The 16,843-nt window shown below is 60.5% G+C and carries 14 protein-coding genes; 4 read left to right on the forward strand and 10 right to left on the reverse strand.

Annotation, left to right across the window (positions count from 1 at the left end; all coding sequences use genetic code 11):
• The first annotated feature begins 78 nt into the window (after positions 1 to 78).
• Both ppx and HPDFL43_RS08360 read left to right on the forward strand, forming a co-directional pair.
• Positions 79 to 1,605, forward strand: a complete 1,527-nt coding sequence (ppx, locus tag HPDFL43_RS08355) for an exopolyphosphatase (protein WP_007196871.1) — start codon at positions 79 to 81, stop codon at positions 1,603 to 1,605.
• Positions 1,606 to 1,741: 136 nt separating this feature from the next.
• Positions 1,742 to 3,037, forward strand: a complete 1,296-nt coding sequence (locus HPDFL43_RS08360) for an SAM-dependent methyltransferase (protein ID WP_007196872.1) — start codon at positions 1,742 to 1,744, stop codon at positions 3,035 to 3,037.
• A 223-nt stretch (positions 3,038 to 3,260) separates the two neighbouring features.
• Here the strand turns inward: HPDFL43_RS08360 and HPDFL43_RS08365 are convergent, their stop codons facing one another.
• The 3 genes from HPDFL43_RS08365 to HPDFL43_RS08375 all read right to left on the reverse strand — a co-directional run bounded on the left by HPDFL43_RS08365 (position 3,261) and on the right by HPDFL43_RS08375 (position 6,317).
• Positions 3,261 to 3,773 (reverse strand): GNAT family N-acetyltransferase, encoded by a 513-nt coding sequence (locus HPDFL43_RS08365; protein ID WP_007196873.1) that lies wholly within the window; start codon positions 3,771 to 3,773, stop codon positions 3,261 to 3,263.
• Between the two features lie 93 nt (positions 3,774 to 3,866).
• Entirely contained in the window at positions 3,867 to 5,012 is a 1,146-nt protein-coding gene (gene rnd / locus HPDFL43_RS08370) for a ribonuclease D (RefSeq protein ID WP_040450006.1), read from the reverse strand.
• A gap of 15 nt (positions 5,013 to 5,027) precedes the next feature.
• On the reverse strand, positions 5,028 to 6,317 hold the full coding sequence (locus HPDFL43_RS08375) for an MFS transporter (RefSeq protein WP_007196875.1): 1,290 nt from the start codon (positions 6,315 to 6,317) through the stop codon (positions 5,028 to 5,030).
• 233 nt (positions 6,318 to 6,550) lie between these two features.
• Here HPDFL43_RS08375 and aspS point away from each other — a divergent pair, with 233 nt between their 5' ends.
• On the forward strand, positions 6,551 to 8,338 hold the full coding sequence (gene aspS, locus HPDFL43_RS08380) for an aspartate--tRNA ligase (RefSeq protein WP_007196876.1): 1,788 nt from the start codon (positions 6,551 to 6,553) through the stop codon (positions 8,336 to 8,338).
• 107 nt (positions 8,339 to 8,445) lie between these two features.
• Here the strand turns inward: aspS and HPDFL43_RS21940 are convergent, their stop codons facing one another.
• From HPDFL43_RS21940 to HPDFL43_RS08395, 4 genes are all read right to left on the reverse strand, one after another.
• Positions 8,446 to 8,616 (reverse strand): hypothetical protein, encoded by a 171-nt coding sequence (locus HPDFL43_RS21940; protein WP_007196877.1) that lies wholly within the window; start codon positions 8,614 to 8,616, stop codon positions 8,446 to 8,448.
• A 134-nt stretch (positions 8,617 to 8,750) separates the two neighbouring features.
• Positions 8,751 to 9,971: a hypothetical protein gene (locus tag HPDFL43_RS08385; protein WP_007196878.1), complete on the reverse strand. Its 1,221-nt coding sequence runs from the start codon at positions 9,969 to 9,971 to the stop codon at positions 8,751 to 8,753.
• 128 nt (positions 9,972 to 10,099) lie between these two features.
• On the reverse strand, positions 10,100 to 11,365 hold the full coding sequence (locus HPDFL43_RS08390) for an RNA polymerase sigma factor (protein WP_007196879.1): 1,266 nt from the start codon (positions 11,363 to 11,365) through the stop codon (positions 10,100 to 10,102).
• 5 nt (positions 11,366 to 11,370) lie between these two features.
• Positions 11,371 to 11,721, reverse strand: a complete 351-nt coding sequence (locus HPDFL43_RS08395; RefSeq protein ID WP_040449137.1) for a YciI family protein — start codon at positions 11,719 to 11,721, stop codon at positions 11,371 to 11,373.
• Positions 11,722 to 11,927: 206 nt separating this feature from the next.
• On the opposite strand from HPDFL43_RS08395, the gene parC reads away from it, so the two are divergent.
• Entirely contained in the window at positions 11,928 to 14,174 is a 2,247-nt protein-coding gene (gene parC / locus HPDFL43_RS08400; protein ID WP_007196881.1) for a DNA topoisomerase IV subunit A, read from the forward strand.
• 32 nt (positions 14,175 to 14,206) lie between these two features.
• On the opposite strand, the gene HPDFL43_RS08405 is transcribed toward parC, so the two are convergent.
• The 3 genes from HPDFL43_RS08405 to HPDFL43_RS08415 all read right to left on the reverse strand — a co-directional run bounded on the left by HPDFL43_RS08405 (position 14,207) and on the right by HPDFL43_RS08415 (position 16,832).
• A complete protein-coding gene (locus HPDFL43_RS08405) occupies positions 14,207 to 14,932 on the reverse strand; it encodes a DUF3750 domain-containing protein (RefSeq protein WP_040450010.1) in 726 nt (241 codons plus the stop codon).
• 70 nt (positions 14,933 to 15,002) lie between these two features.
• Positions 15,003 to 15,914: a DMT family transporter gene (locus tag HPDFL43_RS08410; RefSeq protein ID WP_007196883.1), complete on the reverse strand. Its 912-nt coding sequence runs from the start codon at positions 15,912 to 15,914 to the stop codon at positions 15,003 to 15,005.
• Between the two features lie 165 nt (positions 15,915 to 16,079).
• The gene (locus tag HPDFL43_RS08415; RefSeq protein ID WP_007196884.1) at positions 16,080 to 16,832 is read right to left on the reverse strand and encodes an arginyltransferase; all 753 of its coding nucleotides are present in this window, start codon (positions 16,830 to 16,832) and stop codon (positions 16,080 to 16,082) included.
• Positions 16,833 to 16,843: the final 11 nt, after the last annotated feature.

Below are 16,843 nucleotides of genomic sequence, written 5' to 3' on the forward strand. Positions count from 1 at the left end.
GTGCTTGCCAAACCCCTTCAATTTGGGCCAAAGCTCTACGCGCATGAACCGAACGGCCAACAGTGAAATGCTCTGAGCATGGTGGAATCTGAAGCGCAGGGGCGTCTGCCCGGCATCAATCCAATATCGGTGGTCGATATCGGCTCCAACTCCGTCCGACTCGTTATCTATGAGGGGCTCAACCGGGCGCCGACGGTGCTTTTCAATGAGAAGGTGCTGTGTGGGCTGGGCAAGGGGCTTGCCGCAACCGGTCGCATGGATGAGACCGCGATTGACCGTGCCTTGGCTGCGCTCAAGCGGTTCCGCGCCCTCTCAGAACAGGCCCGCGCCTTCGAGATGCATGTCCTTGCCACCGCCGCAGCCCGCGAAGCTGAAAACGGTGCAGCCTTCATCGACAATGCGGAATCCATTCTCGGCCGGCCGGTCAAGGTGCTGACCGGCGAGGAGGAGGCGCGTTACTCGGCAATGGGCATCATTGCCGGATATTTTGAACCTGACGGTGTCGCCGGAGATCTTGGTGGCGGTTCTCTCGAACTGGTCGATGTGCGCGGCTCCAGCTACTCGGGCGGACAGACCTTGCCGCTGGGCGGTCTGCGCCTGGCCGAGCTTTCGGACAATTCCATCTCCAAGGCGCGCACCATCGCCCGCCAGCATCTCAGGAAAGCCGCGGTTCTCAAAGGTGCCGAGGGGCGGACGTTCTATGCGGTTGGCGGAACCTGGCGCAACATTGCCAAGCTGCACATGGATCAGCGCGGCTATCCGCTGCATATGATGCAGGCCTATGAGATCGATGCGCCCGAGGCCCTTGAGTTCCTGGCGAGCGTTGCTGCCATGAAGCAGTCCAAGATCGATGGGATAAAGGTGATTTCGCGCAACCGGCGGACGCTGCTGCCCTATGGCGCGGTGGCGCTGCAGGAAGTGCTGACCACGATGGGTGCCGCGCGGGTCAGCTTTTCCGCGCTCGGCGTGCGTGAAGGCTATCTCTATTCGCTGTTGGGCCGTGCTGAGGCTGGGCGCGATCCGTTGCTCACCGCCGCAGGCGAACTGGCGATCCTGCGTGCCCGCTCCCCCGAACATGCCCGTGAACTTGCCTCCTGGACCGGAAAGATGTTTCCGGTCTTCGGGGTCAGCGAAAGCGTTGAAGAAGCCCGCTACCGCCAGGCGGCATGTCTTCTCGCCGATATCTCCTGGCGCGCGCATCCGGATTATCGTGGCCTTCAGGCCCTCAACATCATTGCCCACAGCACCTTCACCGGCATCAGTCATGCAGGCCGAGCCTACATTGCTTTGACAAGCTATTACCGCTTCGAGGGCCTCAATGATGATGGCGTCTCCTCGCGGCTTGCGGCAATTGCCGGACCGAAATACCTCGAACACGCAAAGCTCTTGGGCGGGATGCTCCGGGTCGTTTACCTGTTCTCCGCTTCCATGCCGGGCATGATCCCAAGACTGGCATTTGAGCCCGCCCAACCTTCAGACGGCGACGTCGAGATTGTGCTCGTTGCGCCACGCGATTGCGAAGCATTGCTGGGCGAGCGGCTTGAAGGCCGTCTCCAGCAATTGTCCAAACTGACTGGCAAGAAACTCGGGTTTCGCTTGGCCTGAGCGTCTGGCTGCGTGTACTCCGCCTCGATCACACAATCAGAATGGTTTGGATCTACGCACCAGCTGCCGCCGCGTTGCATCCATATGGAATAAATGAGATAGGCAGCGCGTGGGAACGGATTTGGAGTAAGCCGCGATGGGCGCACAAGGTCGGCTGAAAAGCCTGCGGAAACTTCTGGCGCATGCGCGTGAGCTTTTGGAGCTGGATATCGGGTTCAGGCTTTGGGACGGCTCGCGTGTGCCCGAAGATCTTGCGGATGATGCATTTGCCATCCATTTCGCTGACGAGAACCTGATTGCGGCTTTGATCCGCTCGCCCAATCCGGAAACCCTGCTCAATCTCTGGGTTTCCAAGCGCATCGATCTCGTCAATGGCGACATGTTCGATCTGGTGGCGCGGCGGCCGAAGGTTCGCACCCGCAACATTCGCAAGAAAGTCAGCAAGTTTCTGGCCTTGAACACGGCGCGGAAATTCCTGTTTCTCGACAAGGGCGGCCCCTGGCCGCTGACCGATCAGCCTGACGAGAAACCCTCCGATGGGGATGCCGAAGAGAACCAGAAAAACATCGCCTATCACTACGACGTCTCCAACGCCTTCTATAAGCTCTTTCTCGATGACCAGATGGTCTACACCTGCGGCTATTGCACCGATTGGGACAATGACATCCACCAGATGCAGACTGACAAGCTGGAGATGATCTGCCGCAAGCTGCGCCTCAAGCCGGGCGATACGATGCTCGATATCGGCTTCGGCTGGGGCTCTCTGGCGCTCTATGCAGCCAGGAATTACGGTGCGCACGTGACCGGCGTGACCTTGTCAAAGGAGCAACTCGATCATGCCCGGGCCAGAGCCGAAGAAATGGGCCTTGCCGACCGGGTTCGTTTCGAACTTCTCGACTATGCCGAAATAGAAGGTCAGTTCGATAAGATCACTTCAATCGGCATGCATGAACATATCGGCATCGACAATTATGCGACTTACTACTCAACCGTCGCGCGGGTGCTTAAACCGGGTGGGATCTACCTCCACCACGCCATCACCCGGCCTGCCAAGAAAGACGCCAGAACCTTCCGCAAGAAGAACAAGGAATTCAAACTCCTGACCAAATACATCTTCCCCGGTGGCGAGCTCGATCATATCGGCAACACGGTGATGATGCTCGAGCAGCACGGCTTCGAGGTTCATGATGTTGAGAATTGGCGCGAGCACTATCAGCGCACCTGCCGGCTCTGGCATGACCGTCTGCTGGCCAACTACGATGCGGCGGTGGCCGAAGTGGGCGAGGTCAAGACCAGGCTATGGCTGGTCTATCTGGGCGGATGTTCCATTGCGTTTGAACGCAACACCGTCAAGCTCTATCAGACTGTGACCACCCGCGGAGGCCGCGGGCCGGCCGGCCTGCCGCCGACAAGGGCTGATTTGTATCGGTAGGCCGCCTGCATCCGGTTACTTGGCAAAGAAAAAGGCCGGGCGAAACTCGCACCGACCTTCCTGCCTTGCCTCGACACATCTGCCAGTACATCCGTGGTCAGCGTGGAGACAAATTCCTTTGTTTATCAGTATATGGTGCGTCCGGGCGCTATTGCAAGGCCCGACCTTGTTTAGAGGCGCGGATGATCCGGCGCTTGTCAAAGACTTCAACATTGCGGCAGGCTCAAACGGCAGGCGGAAGATGGCGGTAGACAATGTCCTCGGCATCCATCCGCGGTGCCGCAGGATCAACCGTTCCGCCGATCCGTTTGGCCACTGCATGTGATTGCAGATTGTCCGGATCCACATAACTCACAAGGGTCTTCAAATTGCGTGTGTGCCAGGCCCAGTCGAGCATGCCAGCAGCGGCTTCCGAAGCATAGCCCTTGCATTCATACCCTTCATAAAGAAGCCATCCCAGTTCTTTTTCTGGGAAAAGCGGTCCGTGATTGATACCCACTTGACCGATGCATGCCTTCGTTGCTTTGAGTTCGATCATGAGCGCACCGTGGCCATAAAAGCTCCAGCAGGCATGGTCGTGGCAGAACATTCCCCAAGCCGCACGCCTGTCGTACGGACCGCCCATGCCCGCGGACCGATCTGAAGCAAGAAACATCTCATACTCGGCGAAATCACCCAGACTTTGCGGCCTCAACGTCAACCGCTCGGTGGTGATGGTTACAATCCCCTCGTACATATTGGTCCTCTCTCGAAAAGTGAGAGTGCTTACAATGCCGCGATAACGGATTTGTGTGCTGTTGGGCAGGAAGCTAGACTGCCGGTCAATCGGCTAAACCTCGACGGCTTCCACCTTCTTGCCGGTAAACTTGAGCGCCAGTTCGCCGCGGATCAGCTTGAGTGCTCGCCCGCCAAACAGCTCCCGCCGCCATCCCTTGAGCGCTGCCACATCAGCATCTTCGCCCTGTGACGCGATGGCTTCCAGATCATCCGCGGTGGCAATGATCTTGGCGGCGACATTTTCCTTCTCCACCGTGAGCTTGAGCAATACCCGCAGCAACTCGATGGCGGCCTGCGCACCCTCCGGCGCCTGTTTTGGCCGTGGCAGGCGCGGCATGTCTTCCTTGGCTGTCCCCAAAGCCTCATTGACGACTTCGATCAGCTTTGCCCCCGATGCAGACCGTTCCCATCCGCGCGGGATCGTGCGCAGACGCGACAGCGCCTCGACATCGGCCGGCTGCTGCTGGGCGACTTCATAGAGTGCATCGTCCTTGAGAATCCGCCCGCGTGGAACATTGCGGGCCTTTGCCTCCCGCTCCCGCCATGCCGCCGCGTGCTGCAGCACGCAAAGTTCGACTGGCTTGCGAACCCGCATTTTCAAGCGGCGCCAGGCGTCGGACGGCTCGATTTCATAGGTGGCGCGCGATTCCAGAACCGCCATCTCGTCGGCCACCCAGTGGCTCCGGCCTTCTGCCTTGAGCCGTGAAAGCAACTCGAGATAGACGTCGCGCAAATGGGTCACATCAGCCAACGCATAGTCAAGCTGCTTGTCACTCAGGGGTCTGCGGCTCCAGTCGGTGAACCGCGATGACTTGTCGATATGCGCGCCTGTGATCCGTGAGACCAGCTGGTCATAGGAGATCGATTCGCCGAAGCCGCAGACCATCGCGGCCACCTGCGTATCGAAAATCGGATGCGGAACAAGGTCCCCGCGATGGACCATGATTTCGATGTCCTGACGTGCGGCATGGAACACCTTGACCACGGACGTGTCCGCCATCAGCTCGAAAAACGGCTTGAGATCAATGCCTTCCGCAAGCGGGTCGACGATTCCCTCGTCGTCCGGTCCAGCCATCTGGATCAGGCACAGTTCGGGCCAGTAGGTGGTCTCTCGCAGAAACTCGGTGTCAACGGTGACAAATTCATGGGCTGCAAGGCGGGCGCAAAAGGCGGCGAGCGCCTCGGTCGTTGTAATCATGTCCATATCTGGCGTTTAACCGGATTTTTCCGGTTTGTCTTGTGCCCGATCACCATTTTGGCTGGCATCTTGATCACTCTGCTCGATGTTGGCCGATTGCGTCGCCATTCGGGCGAACACCGGGGATGTGCGCAACAGTGCTGCAAACCGGCCGCGATCAGGCTCATCGGGCGCGCCACGGACAATGCGGACAATGGTGTAGAGCACGAAAGCGCCATGCATGGCGCAGACATAGGTGAAGAATGCAATCGCCCCGAACCAGTCGACGAGGATTGCCGAAAGCAGCGGGCCGATCGACGCGCCAATCGCCCAGAAGAACATCAGCCCCGAAGCGATCTGCACATATTCGCCGGCCTCCGCCTTGTCGTTGGCATGCGCCGCCGACAGCGAATACAGAGGCATGGTGAATGCGCCCCACAGGAAAATGCCAGCCAGATTGAGGGCCAGATTGCTCCCGGCAAACCACACCATGGCGAGCCCCGTCAGGGTTGACCCGGCGGTGGCCATCAACAGCACCGAGCGGCGGCTGATGATGTCGGAGAGATAGCCCAAAGGATATTGCAGCACGATGCCGCCAATGATGCCGGCGCTCATGAACGAGGCGATGTCAGACACATTGAGACCAAGTCCTTCCGCATAGAGCGGACCGACTGAGCGGAACGAAGCGGTGGTCAGCCCCACGGTGACGGCACCGGCACAGGCCAGCGGCGAGACGGCGAACAACCGCTTTGGATTGAAGGAGAACGGTGCTGGCGGGGCAGGGTTCGACCGGTCGGCAAGCGCCACCGGCACGATCGACAGGATGATCAGCATGGTCATCACCGCGAAAATCTCGAAACCGCCGATGCCGAACACCGGCAGCATATACTGCGACAGTGTCACAGCGCCGAGATCGACAAAGCGGTAGATCGCCAGCGTTCTGGCCCGGTTTGAATTGTTGACCTGCGCATTGATCCAGCTTTCGACATTGGCAAACATCGAGGCGAAGCAAATCCCGGTGACAAGCCGCATCAGGAACCAGAAGAACGGATCGATGATGATGACCATGGCGAGCGACGCACAGGCTGCAATCGCTGCAAGGGCCGCGAAAGCGCGAATGTGTCCGGCGGTTCTGAGCAGCCACGGGGTCACCCAGCAGCCGACAATGAAACCGAAATAATACCCCGCGCCCGAAAGGCCGATTACCGTGGCCGAAAACCCTTCCGCCGAGCCGCGCAGCGTGACCAGAGTGCCTTGCAGGCCGTTGCCTGCCAAAAGCACGCCGGCGGTGATCAGGAGCGGGAAAAGCGGGCGAAGCGAATGCATGATGGTCCGGGCGAGAGGTTTGCCTGGACGGATCCTTACATGGAATTGGGCGAGTCGTCGCCCTGAAAACCCGCCACTGCCGGGCCCGATTGCGCCCTTTCAACTTGACAAACCGGATGCGCCATGCGCTTTTCCGCGCGATTTCGACCGTGCGCCGAAACGGTGATGGATCGCGTTCACTTTCCCGCCGATCCACCGTTGTCAGCGCGACGCCCCAGCCTTGAGGATTTGACATGCATCGCTACCGTTCACACACCTGCGCCGCGCTTCGCAAGAGCGACACCGGCGCCAATGTCCGGCTTTCGGGCTGGGTGCACCGCGTGCGCGACCATGGCGGCGTGCTGTTCATCGACCTGCGCGATCATTACGGCCTGACCCAGGTCGTCGCCGATCCGGATTCGCCCGCCTTCAAGATCGCCGAGACCGTGCGCGGTGAATGGGTGATCCGCATCGACGGTGTCGTCAAGGAGCGGATGGCCGACACCATCAACCCCAATCTCGGCACCGGCGAGATCGAAGTCTTCGCCCAGGAGATCGAAGTCCTGTCGTCCGCCAAGGAACTGCCGTTGCCGGTGTTCGGCGAGCCTGATTATCCCGAGGACGTGCGCCTCAAATACCGCTTCCTCGATCTGCGCCGGGAAACCTTGCACAAGAACATCGTCACCCGCACCAAGGTGATCGCCGACATGCGCAAGCGCATGACCGACATCGGTTTTGCCGAATACGCGACGCCGATCCTGACCGCGTCCTCGCCTGAAGGTGCGCGCGACTTTCTGGTGCCGAGCCGCATTCATCCCGGACAGTTCTACGCGCTGCCGCAGGCGCCGCAGCAGTACAAGCAGCTGCTGATGGTCGCGGGCTTCGACCGTTATTTCCAGATCGCGCCGTGCTTCCGCGACGAGGACCCGCGTGCCGACCGCCTGCCGGGCGAATTCTACCAGCTCGACCTCGAGATGAGCTTCGTCACCCAGGAAGACGTCTGGGACACGATGGAGCCGGTGATGCGCGGCGTGTTCGAGGAATTTGCCGAGGGCAAGCCGGTCACCCAGGAATTCCGCCGCATTCCCTATGACGAGGCCGTCCGCAAATACGGCTCCGACAAGCCGGATCTGCGCAATCCGATCGAGATGCAGGCCGTCACCGAGCATTTCGCCGGTTCCGGCTTCAAGGTCTTTGCCGGGATGATCGCCAACAACCCGAAGGTCGAAGTCTGGGCAATCCCGGCCAAGACCGGCGGCAGCCGCGCATTCTGTGACCGGATGAACTCCTGGGCGCAGGGGCAGGGACAGCCGGGCCTCGGTTACATCTTCTGGCGCAAGGAAGGCGATACTCTCGAAGGCGCCGGTCCGATAGCCAAGAACATCGGTCCGGAGCGCACTGAAGCCATTCGCCTGCAGATGGGCCTGGAAGACGGCGACGCCTGCTTCTTCGCCGCCGGTGATCCGGCCAAGTTCGCCCGCTTTGCCGGTGACGCCCGCACCCGCGCCGGCGAAGAGCTGAACCTGGTCGATGAGAACCGCTTCGAGCTCTGCTGGATTGTCGATTTCCCGTTCTACGAATGGGACGAGGACGCCAAGAAGGTCGAGTTCGCCCACAATCCGTTCTCGATGCCGCAGGGCGGCATGGAAGCGCTGGAGACCCAGGATCCGCTGACGCTCAAGGCCTACCAGTACGATCTGGTCTGCAACGGCTTCGAGATCGCCTCGGGCTCGATCCGGAACCAGTCGCCCGAACTGATGGTCAAGGCCTTCGAGAAGGTTGGCTTGAGCCAGGCCGATGTAGAGGAGCGCTTCGGTGGTCTCTACCGGGCGTTCCAGTACGGCGCGCCGCCGCATGGCGGCATGGCGGCCGGTGTCGACCGGGTGATCATGCTCATTGTCGGCGCAAAGAACCTGCGCGAAGTGGCGCTGTTCCCAATGAACCAGCAGGCCCAGGATCTTCTGATGGGGGCGCCAAGCCCGGCCGCGCCGGCACAGATGCGCGAACTTTCGCTGCGCGCGATCCCGCCGAAAGCCGAGTAGGCTGCAAGCAGGCTTATCTCACGAAAGCCGGAATCAAAAACTGAAAAAACCCGGATAACCTTATGGTTTTCCGGGTTTTTCTTGTTGAGAAGAGGTCGTTGGAAACCTCAGGCCTGCTTGTCTGTGGGCTTCGCTTCCAGATCCAGAAGATCCTTTTCCGGCGTCGCAGTGGCATCTGGTTCAACTGTTGACTTTGGTTTTGCCTTTGAAGCCGCCTTGGCAGCTTTGCCGGCAGGAGCGGCGGGGATGTCGTCAGGCTTTGCCTTGAAACGGATCATGGAAGAGGTCCAGTGCGTGTCATGAGAATGAACCGTCGAGGCTAGCGACTCTGCGGCTGAAGCGGTTCGATGCACGCACCTTGCGCCCGCACTCACAAACAAGCAACCCGGTGAACGCGGATTGTCCGTTCGCCTCACTGGTCCGCGGGCTGGTTCGCCGTCACCTCGACATTGAGCAGGTCAACAAGTGTCTTGGGATCTCCCATGCCTGCGCCCATGATCACCGGCAGGGAAACCGGGTTTTCAGGCTTGGCCGAAACGGTGAGGTTGCCCGGATTGTCGAGATAGATGTTGGCCGCCGCCGAGATCTGCTGCTGGAGAGCGGGAATACGCAGCTGTCCGAGCATCAGGGGCAGCATGCCCTTGACTGCCTGAGCCATCTGCGCCCCCGAAATTCCCTGCTGCTTGCCTGCATACGCGAGCGCCTTGCCGGTCAGTGATTGGTCTTCAAACCGGATCGACGCGCTGACGAAGCTGAGTTGTTGCGCCAGGCCCATCATTGCAAATCCCAGCCCCTGTTGTGCGGCCTGCGAGTCAGGGTTGGCCGCAGCCAGTTCCTGCGCCTGCTGCATCGCGCTCATGACTTCGATCGTATATCCCGTGATTTCCAGCGACAGGGCAAGACGCCCGAGATCCTTGAGTGTGAGCGAGTATTCGCTGATATCGAGCGAGCCGTTCTCGGCTTCCCAGTCGCCAACCATCTTGAAGTCCCCGCTAAGGGTTTGATACCCCAGACCCGCAAATGCATCCCGGACCTTGGGATCGTTGAGCTTGGAGACATCGACCGAAAGTCCCGAACCGGTCATTTCCACCTGTTGAGAGGAATAATCGTCGGAATAGTTGTTGTCTGCCACAAAACCGGACATGGCAAAGACCTGGCTGCCATTCTCTTCGATTTTGATGTCGCCGGTCGAAAAGGTTTCCAACGGGATCACGCCGGGCAGGGGGAGTGCGCCCAGGTCAGCCGGGACAAGCAGGCCGTTCATTTCGATGTCTGCGACAGAGATTCGCATGGAATCCGCGACGACATCCACGTCCTCGAACTCCACCAGATTGACAAAATAGCTGCCGTCGCCGTTTTCCTCGATGCCCTTGAAGACAAGATCACCGATGTCGAATTGGCCGCGATTCGATTGCGCTTCGGCCTCGAACCGGGCGGATTTGAGCACAATCGTACCGTCGTCCTGCTCGATGTCGTTGAATGTCAGGCTCGCACCGCCCTGGCTGACAATTGCAGCCACCTTGGTGGCGAAATCATCCGCATCGAGCGCCAGGGCCGGGGCGGCGGCACCCGAAAGGCCGGCCACGAGCAGAGAGACTGAGATCAGATGCTTGGGTGAGTTTTGGAAAGACATGGAATTCCCTTATTCTTGCCATGAGGCTCTGGTGGCCATTCGGGCATGGTGCCAAATCGTTTGCACAAATTATGTTCGTCTGTCCGCAACGTCCACAGCATTGTGGTGCGGGTAAGGCTACAGTCATTCTAGACTTGCTCGGCAAGCGCCGCCATTCGGCTGGCGAGGAACTGGCGCTCGCTCTCGTTGCCACTCAGCGCGATTGCGCGATGATAACTCTCACGGGCAGCCTCGAACCGCCCGGTCCGGCGCAGCAGGTCGGCCTTCGCGGCATGAAACGGCTGGTAGCCCTCGAGCCCGGCTTCGAAGGTGGCAAGAGCGTCCAGCGCCTGATCCGCACCGCAGGCATAGGACAATGCCACGGCGCGGTTGAGCAGGTGGACCGGATTGCCCGAGTGCGCGTGCATGGCCTCATACAAAAGCACAATCTGCTGCCAGTCGGTGTCCGTGTGGCTCGCGGCCTGGGCATGCAAGGCACTGATGGCCGCCTGCAGTTGAAACAGGCCCGCGCGTCCGCGTTCGAGCGCCTGGTCGAGTATCCGGCACCCCTCTTCGATCTCTGCTTTCCGCCATTGGCCCCGGTCCTGCCGGTCGAGCGGGATCATTCCGCCTTCATCGTCGAGCCGCGCTTGGGCGCGTGAGTGGTTGAGCAGCATCAACGCCAGCAAGCCTTCGCATTCGGCATCGCCGGGGGCGAGTTCCAGCATCAGCCGTCCCAGGCGGATTGCTTCAAGGCAGAGATCGTGGCGCAAAAGATCCGGGCCTGCGGTCGCCGAATACCCTTCATTGAAGATCAGATAGATCACCGACAGCACCGAATCGAGCCGTTCGGACCAGTGTTCGGGCTCGGGAATTTCAAAGGGAATGCCGGCCTTGGTGATCTTGTGGCGCGCCCGCACCAGCCGCTGCGCCATCGTTTCCGTCGCGTCGAGAAAGGCGCGGGCGATTTCCCGGGTCGTTAGCCCGCATAAGGTTCGAAGGGTCAGGGCAACGCGGGTCTTGCTGTCCAGCGCGGGGTGGCAGCAGGTGAAAATCAGCCGCAGCCTTTCATCCGGGATCGCCGGCGGCTCCTGGCTGTCCACGGTTTGCTGGTCGAGCTCAATGAGCAGCCCGTATTCCTCCGCCTTGCGCTTGAAGGTCCGCGCCCGCCGGAACCGGTCGATGGCCTTGCGGCGGGCCGCTTGCAGCACCCAGCCTGCCGGAGAGCTCGGCAGACCGTTGCGCGTCCAGTGCGTCAGCGCCGACTCAAGCGCTTCCTGGAGGCAATCTTCCGCCAGCTGGAAATCACGGACATCGCGCAGCAGAGCGCCAAGCAGGCGCCCTGTGTCGGCGCGCGCAAGCGCCTCAACGGTCTTGCGCGCGCGCGTTTCCTTCTCGATAGCGTCCGATGCCATGCCGGCTATTCGATTTCCATAATCGGGCGGACTTCCACCGATCCATGCTCGGCTGTCGGGATCATCGCTGCATATTTGATGGCGTCATCGAGATTGGCGCATTCGAACATGTAGAACCCGCCAAGCTGCTCCTTGGTCTCGGCAAACGGCCCGTCCATCGTTTCGGTCTTGCCGTTGCGAACCCGCACGGTTGTTGCGGTTGCGGTGTCTTGCAGGGCTTCGCCTGCCAGCATCACACCATCACGCTGGTAGGTTTCAGTGGCCTTGCGGTAGCCGTCCATATAGGGACCAAATTCCGGTGTGCCGTAGTCCGGCCCGGCTCCGGGAGCGGCGTAAATCAGGGCAAGATATTTCATGGTCATTTTCCTCTTCATGGATTGAGGCCGCAGCGGGATGCGCCTTGGCCGGAGTTTACGACATGGGGACGAACGGGCAGAGCCTGTTTCGACATGAGCGCTGAAAAAAATTGAGAGTCATGAGGGTGATCATCCTGAGAGGCGCAGTGCCGCGGCTTTTGGCGCTGCCCCTTGCCCCGAATCATGGCTTCCTCTAATCCATCGGCATGGGAAAAAGCTTGGTACCGCCCGGCGGGGGCGATGACATTCAGGGCGTTGATCTGAAGAAAGCGCTTGAAGAGCGATATCTGGCCTATGCGCTGTCGACCATTATGCACCGGGCGCTGCCCGATGTGCGCGACGGCCTCAAGCCGGTTCATCGCCGCATCGTTTACGCGATGAGCGATATGGGCCTGCGCTCCGGCGGCTCGTTCAAGAAATGCGCCAAGATCGTTGGTGAGGTGATGGGTAACTTCCATCCCCATGGCGACCAGTCGATCTACGATGCGCTGGTGCGGCTGGCGCAGGATTTCGCCGTGCGCTACCCGCTGGTCAACGGCCAGGGCAATTTCGGCAACATTGATGGCGATAACGCCGCCGCCATGCGGTACACCGAATCCAAGATGACCGCTGTCGCCGAGCTGCTGATCGAGGGCATTGGCGAGGATGCGGTTGATTTCCGGACCACCTATGACGAGGAAAACAGCGAGCCGACGGTTCTGCCCGGCGCTTTTCCCAATCTGCTCGCCAATGGCGCAACCGGCATCGCGGTCGGCATGGCCACATCGATCCCGCCGCACAATGCAGCCGAACTCTGTGATGCGGCATTGCTGCTCATCCGCAAGCCGGATGCCACCGTCGAGGATCTGCTCGAACACGTGCAGGGTCCGGATTTCCCGACCGGCGGCATTGTGATCGAGAGCCGCGAGGCAATGCTCGAAGCCTACAAGACCGGCCGAGGCGGTTTCCGCGTCCGCGCCAAATGGGAGACCGAGGACACCGGGCGTGGTGGCTACCAGATCGTCATCACCGAAATGCCGTATCAGGTTCAGAAGTCGCGGCTGATCGAAAAGATCGCCGAACTGCTGATTGCGCGCAGATTGCCGCTGCTTGACGATGTCCGCGACGAATCCGCCGAGGATGTGCGGCTGGTGCTCATTCCCAAGAGCCGCAGCGTCGATCCGACCCTGCTGATGGAATCGTTGTTCCGCCTGACCGACCTGGAAAGCCGCATTCCGCTCAATCTCAACGTGCTGTCCATGGGCAGGGTGCCCAAGGTCATGGGTCTTGGTGAGGTCCTGTCGGAATGGCTGGCACACCGGCGCGAGGTGCTGCAGCGGCGCTCACGGCACCGGCTTGCGGCCATCGAGCGGCGGCTGGAACTGCTTTCGGGCTTCCTGATTGCCTATCTCAATCTCGATGAGGTGATCCGCATCATCCGAGAGGAGGATGAACCCAAGCTCGAGCTGATGAAAACCTTCGAGCTCAGCGATGTGCAGGCCGAAGCCATCCTCAACATGCGCCTGCGTTCGCTGCGCAAGCTCGAGGAACTTGAGATCCGCAAGGAATTTGATGCGCTGACCGCGGAGAAGGCCGAAATCGAGAGCCTTCTCGCTTCTGACGCCAAGCAATGGCAGACAGTGGCCTGGGAGGTCGGCAATGTCCGCAAGACCTTCTCCAAGGAAACCGAACTCGGCGCGCGCCGCACCAATTTCGCTGAAGCGCCGGTTGCCGATCTTGCGGCCATCGAGCAGGCGATGATCGAGAAAGAGCCGATCACTGTCGTGATCTCCGAAAAGGGCTGGATCCGCGGCATGAAAGGCCATCTGCCCGATTTTGCCAGTCTGCAGTTCAAGGATGGCGACGGGCTCAAGCTTGCCTTCCATGCCAACACCACCGACAAGCTGGTGATTGTGACGACCGGCGGCAAAGCCTACACCTTGGGCGCCGACAAGCTTCCGGGCGGTCGCGGACATGGCGAACCTTTGCGCATCATGGTCGACATGGACAATGATCAGGCAGTGCTGACCGCCTTCGTCCATGATTCCGCGCGCAAGCTGCTTATGGCCTCAACCGCCGGCAACGGCTTCATCGTCGCGGAAAGCGATATGGTCGCCAATACCCGCAAGGGCAAGCAGATCATGAATGTCGGTCTGCCCGACGAAACCCGGCTTTGCGTCCCGGTGAGCGGTGACCACGTCGCCGTGATTGGCGAAAACCGCAAGATGCTGATCTTCGCGCTCTCGCAGCTGCCCGAAATGAGCCGCGGCAAGGGCGTGCGGCTGCAGCGCTACAAGGATGGTGGTATTGCCGATATCCGCTGCTTTGCCATGGCGGACGGGCTGACATGGGAAGACAGCGCTGGCCGCGCCCACAACCGGACCCAGGCGGAACTCACCGAATGGATCGCCGACCGCGCCCAGGCCGGCCGTCTGGTGCCAAAGGGCTTCCCACGTTCAGGGAAGTTCAGCTAAAGACGATCGGCTCCAGGCAGACCGTCCCGGTTTCACACCCCGATACGCCCGAAGCCGGGCAGCTTGATGCCCGGCCGTAGCACGTCAAGTCCAAACACCAGGCCAGCGATCCGCACTTCCAGTCCATATCGCGCACCGATGGCGAGGCCGGCATAGCCGCCCAGCGACAGTTCCAGGTCGCGCCAGTCCGGTGACAGCGTCACGAACTCACCAAACGGCCGGTAGTCCCTTCCCACCGCCTCGGGCGGCAGTGCGATGCCGAGCTCCGGCACGGCACGCAGCACATGGGCGACGAATGAGTTCGAATTGGGTCCCGGCCAGATGACATAACCACCGCGCGCCGCATACGGGTAGGCGGCAATCGCGGCTTCGATCTTCGGGATCAGCCGCGCCGCCTCATCACCGCGCAATGCCAGCAGGGTTTCAGGATCGTTGGAGTACCAGCGCCCATCCGCAGGGTAGCCGTTGACGCGGATCGGGTTGCCCCAGCCGACCTTGTCGTAGCGGGTGTAGCCGCCGTTCGCAGGCTTGGTAACGATCCAGCTATGGACCGCAAGAGCGCCCTTGAGACCGCCGGTTCGCGCCGCCATCACATAGACCGCTGCCGGTGCATCATCCTCTGCAGCAGGCAGCTGGCCGGACGACGACCAGTCGGCGCTGCGCCAGGAATTGGGTTGTGAGTCTGCTGCGCGCACGCCCAGAGAGGCGAGCGCCGGGGCGATGAAGCAAAGCAACAGGAACAGGATCAGTTTTTTCATTTTGGCGGACACATCTGTTTGGAACAGAACCACCCAAGCACGGGCTCACGTCCACAATACGGCAAAGACGTCAAAGCGGATGACGCGGCACCAGACTTCGCGCCGCACGCCGGTGAGCTGAAAGCTGCCACAGAGAATGGGCCACCAGCGCGGTCACGATGATCATGCCGCCGACAAGCCCCAGTCGCGTTGGCGCTTCGGCGAAGATCAGCCACATCCAGACCGGGGCGAGAATGGTCTCGAGCAGATAGAACATCGCGACTTCCGGCCCGGAAATGTATTTTGGCCCCGTCGCCAGGCACCAGAACGCCACCGGGATGACGATCAGGCCGTTCAACACCAGCCAACCGGGTTCCGGCAGCACGATGCCTGATGGCCCGCCAACCACGATCAGCCCCACCATGCAGGGCACGATCGCCGCGAACAGCGGCGCAAACCCCATGCCGGTGCGCGCCTTGCGGCTGATCGTGATGATCAGCGCCAGCATCAGCGATGTGAACAAGGCCAGCAGATTGCCAAGCATGTTGCCGGCTTGCAGTCCGTCAGACACGATCAGGCCGACGCCGATGATCATCGCGGCCATCGCCACAAATGTCTGCCGTTTCGGCCGCTCCCCGATCAGCAGCCAGCCCATGAGGGCTGCAAACATCGGGTTGAATGCCAGAATGAACACCAGATTGGCGGTGGTGTTGTAAAACACCGCCAAAGTGAAACTGACCGCGGCTATTCCATACAACGCGGTGACGAGCAGTCCGGCCCTGCCGGGCATCACCGGTTCGCGGTTTGATGTCAAAACACGCAATCCGGCCCACATCACCAGTCCGGCGAAGAACGTCAGTCCACCGCGTGTGGCAAGTACAGACCAGGCCTCGCCCTGGGACAGCTTGATCAACGGGATGTCGATGGTCAGAATCAATCCGCCAATGGCCGTGATCAAAAGCCCCTTGCGATGGTCTGCAGCCTGTTGGAGCTGGTCTTGCATGAAAACTGGCCTTTGAAAAACCTCGAGGAACAGAGAGACCGGCATAGTCTCCCGACCGGATTCACACAACCGGGGCGCAAGCCAACTGACCTTATGGCTTTGCCTGATGATGATGTGAATATCGGTTGCCGGGCTATTGGGAAGCAGCCTCCAAGGCGGGGGGCATTAGGAGTTTTCGTAGCGTTGCCAGCCCTGAGCCATCAAATGCTCCTGCGGTTGGAAGCGGACCTTGTATTCCATTTTCTGTGATCCCTCGACCCAATAGCCCAGATAGACATGCGGCAGGCCAAGTGCCTTGGCGCGCTCGATATGATCGAGGATCATGAATGTTCCCAGCGATCGCGGTGCCTCGTCGGGATCATAGAAAGAATAGACCATCGACAACCCGTCGCCCATCCGGTCGGTCAGTGCCACGCCGACCAGGGGGCCGGTGGGGTGATCCTGCAGTCCGTCGCCTTCCACCTTGATGCGGTATTCGATAATGCGGGTGTCGACATGGGTGTCTTCCACCATCATCGCATAGTCGCCAATGCTCATATCCGCCATACCGCCTCGGCGATGGCGGCTATCAAGATAGCGGCGAAACAGCCGGAACTGCTCGCTCGACGGTTCCGCATGATACTCGGTCGCAACCAGATCGCTGTTGGCGGCAAGGTTGCGGCGCATGGAGCGCGTGGGCTTGAACTCATCGGCCAGGATGCGCACCGAGACACAGGCACGGCAGGTTTCGCAGGCCGGCCGGTAGGCGATGTTCTGCGATCGGCGAAAGCCGCCCTGGGTCAGCAGATCATTGAGATCCGGCGCTTTTTCCCCCACCAGGTGAGTAAACACCTTCCGTTCGCTCTGACCTTCCAGATAGGGACAGGGCGAGGGCGCGGTGAGAAAGAACTGCGGTGAATTGACCGGGTGGTTTGTCATGCCTTGGATTC

It is taken from the genome of Hoeflea phototrophica DFL-43, assembly GCF_000154705.2.
Lineage (GTDB): Bacteria > Pseudomonadota > Alphaproteobacteria > Rhizobiales > Rhizobiaceae > Hoeflea > Hoeflea phototrophica.

Excerpts from the sequence above, each read along its gene's own strand:
- ppx (WP_007196871.1), top strand. The coding sequence starts at position 79 with ATGGTGGAATCTGAAGCGCAGGGGCGTCTGCCCGGCATCAATCCAATA.
- HPDFL43_RS08360 (WP_007196872.1), top strand. The coding sequence starts at position 1,742 with ATGGGCGCACAAGGTCGGCTGAAAAGCCTGCGGAAACTTCTGGCGCAT.
- HPDFL43_RS08365 (WP_007196873.1), bottom strand. The coding sequence starts at position 3,773 with ATGTACGAGGGGATTGTAACCATCACCACCGAGCGGTTGACGTTGAGG.
- rnd (WP_040450006.1), bottom strand. The coding sequence starts at position 5,012 with ATGATTACAACGACCGAGGCGCTCGCCGCCTTTTGCGCCCGCCTTGCA.
- HPDFL43_RS08375 (WP_007196875.1), bottom strand. The coding sequence starts at position 6,317 with ATGCATTCGCTTCGCCCGCTTTTCCCGCTCCTGATCACCGCCGGCGTG.
- aspS (WP_007196876.1), top strand. The coding sequence starts at position 6,551 with ATGCATCGCTACCGTTCACACACCTGCGCCGCGCTTCGCAAGAGCGAC.
- HPDFL43_RS21940 (WP_007196877.1), bottom strand. The coding sequence starts at position 8,616 with ATGATCCGTTTCAAGGCAAAGCCTGACGACATCCCCGCCGCTCCTGCC.
- HPDFL43_RS08385 (WP_007196878.1), bottom strand. The coding sequence starts at position 9,971 with ATGTCTTTCCAAAACTCACCCAAGCATCTGATCTCAGTCTCTCTGCTC.
- HPDFL43_RS08390 (WP_007196879.1), bottom strand. The coding sequence starts at position 11,365 with ATGGCATCGGACGCTATCGAGAAGGAAACGCGCGCGCGCAAGACCGTT.
- HPDFL43_RS08395 (WP_040449137.1), bottom strand. The coding sequence starts at position 11,721 with ATGAAATATCTTGCCCTGATTTACGCCGCTCCCGGAGCCGGGCCGGAC.
- parC (WP_007196881.1), top strand. The coding sequence starts at position 11,928 with ATGGGAAAAAGCTTGGTACCGCCCGGCGGGGGCGATGACATTCAGGGC.
- HPDFL43_RS08405 (WP_040450010.1), bottom strand. The coding sequence starts at position 14,932 with ATGAAAAAACTGATCCTGTTCCTGTTGCTTTGCTTCATCGCCCCGGCG.
- HPDFL43_RS08410 (WP_007196883.1), bottom strand. The coding sequence starts at position 15,914 with ATGCAAGACCAGCTCCAACAGGCTGCAGACCATCGCAAGGGGCTTTTG.
- HPDFL43_RS08415 (WP_007196884.1), bottom strand. The coding sequence starts at position 16,832 with ATGACAAACCACCCGGTCAATTCACCGCAGTTCTTTCTCACCGCGCCC.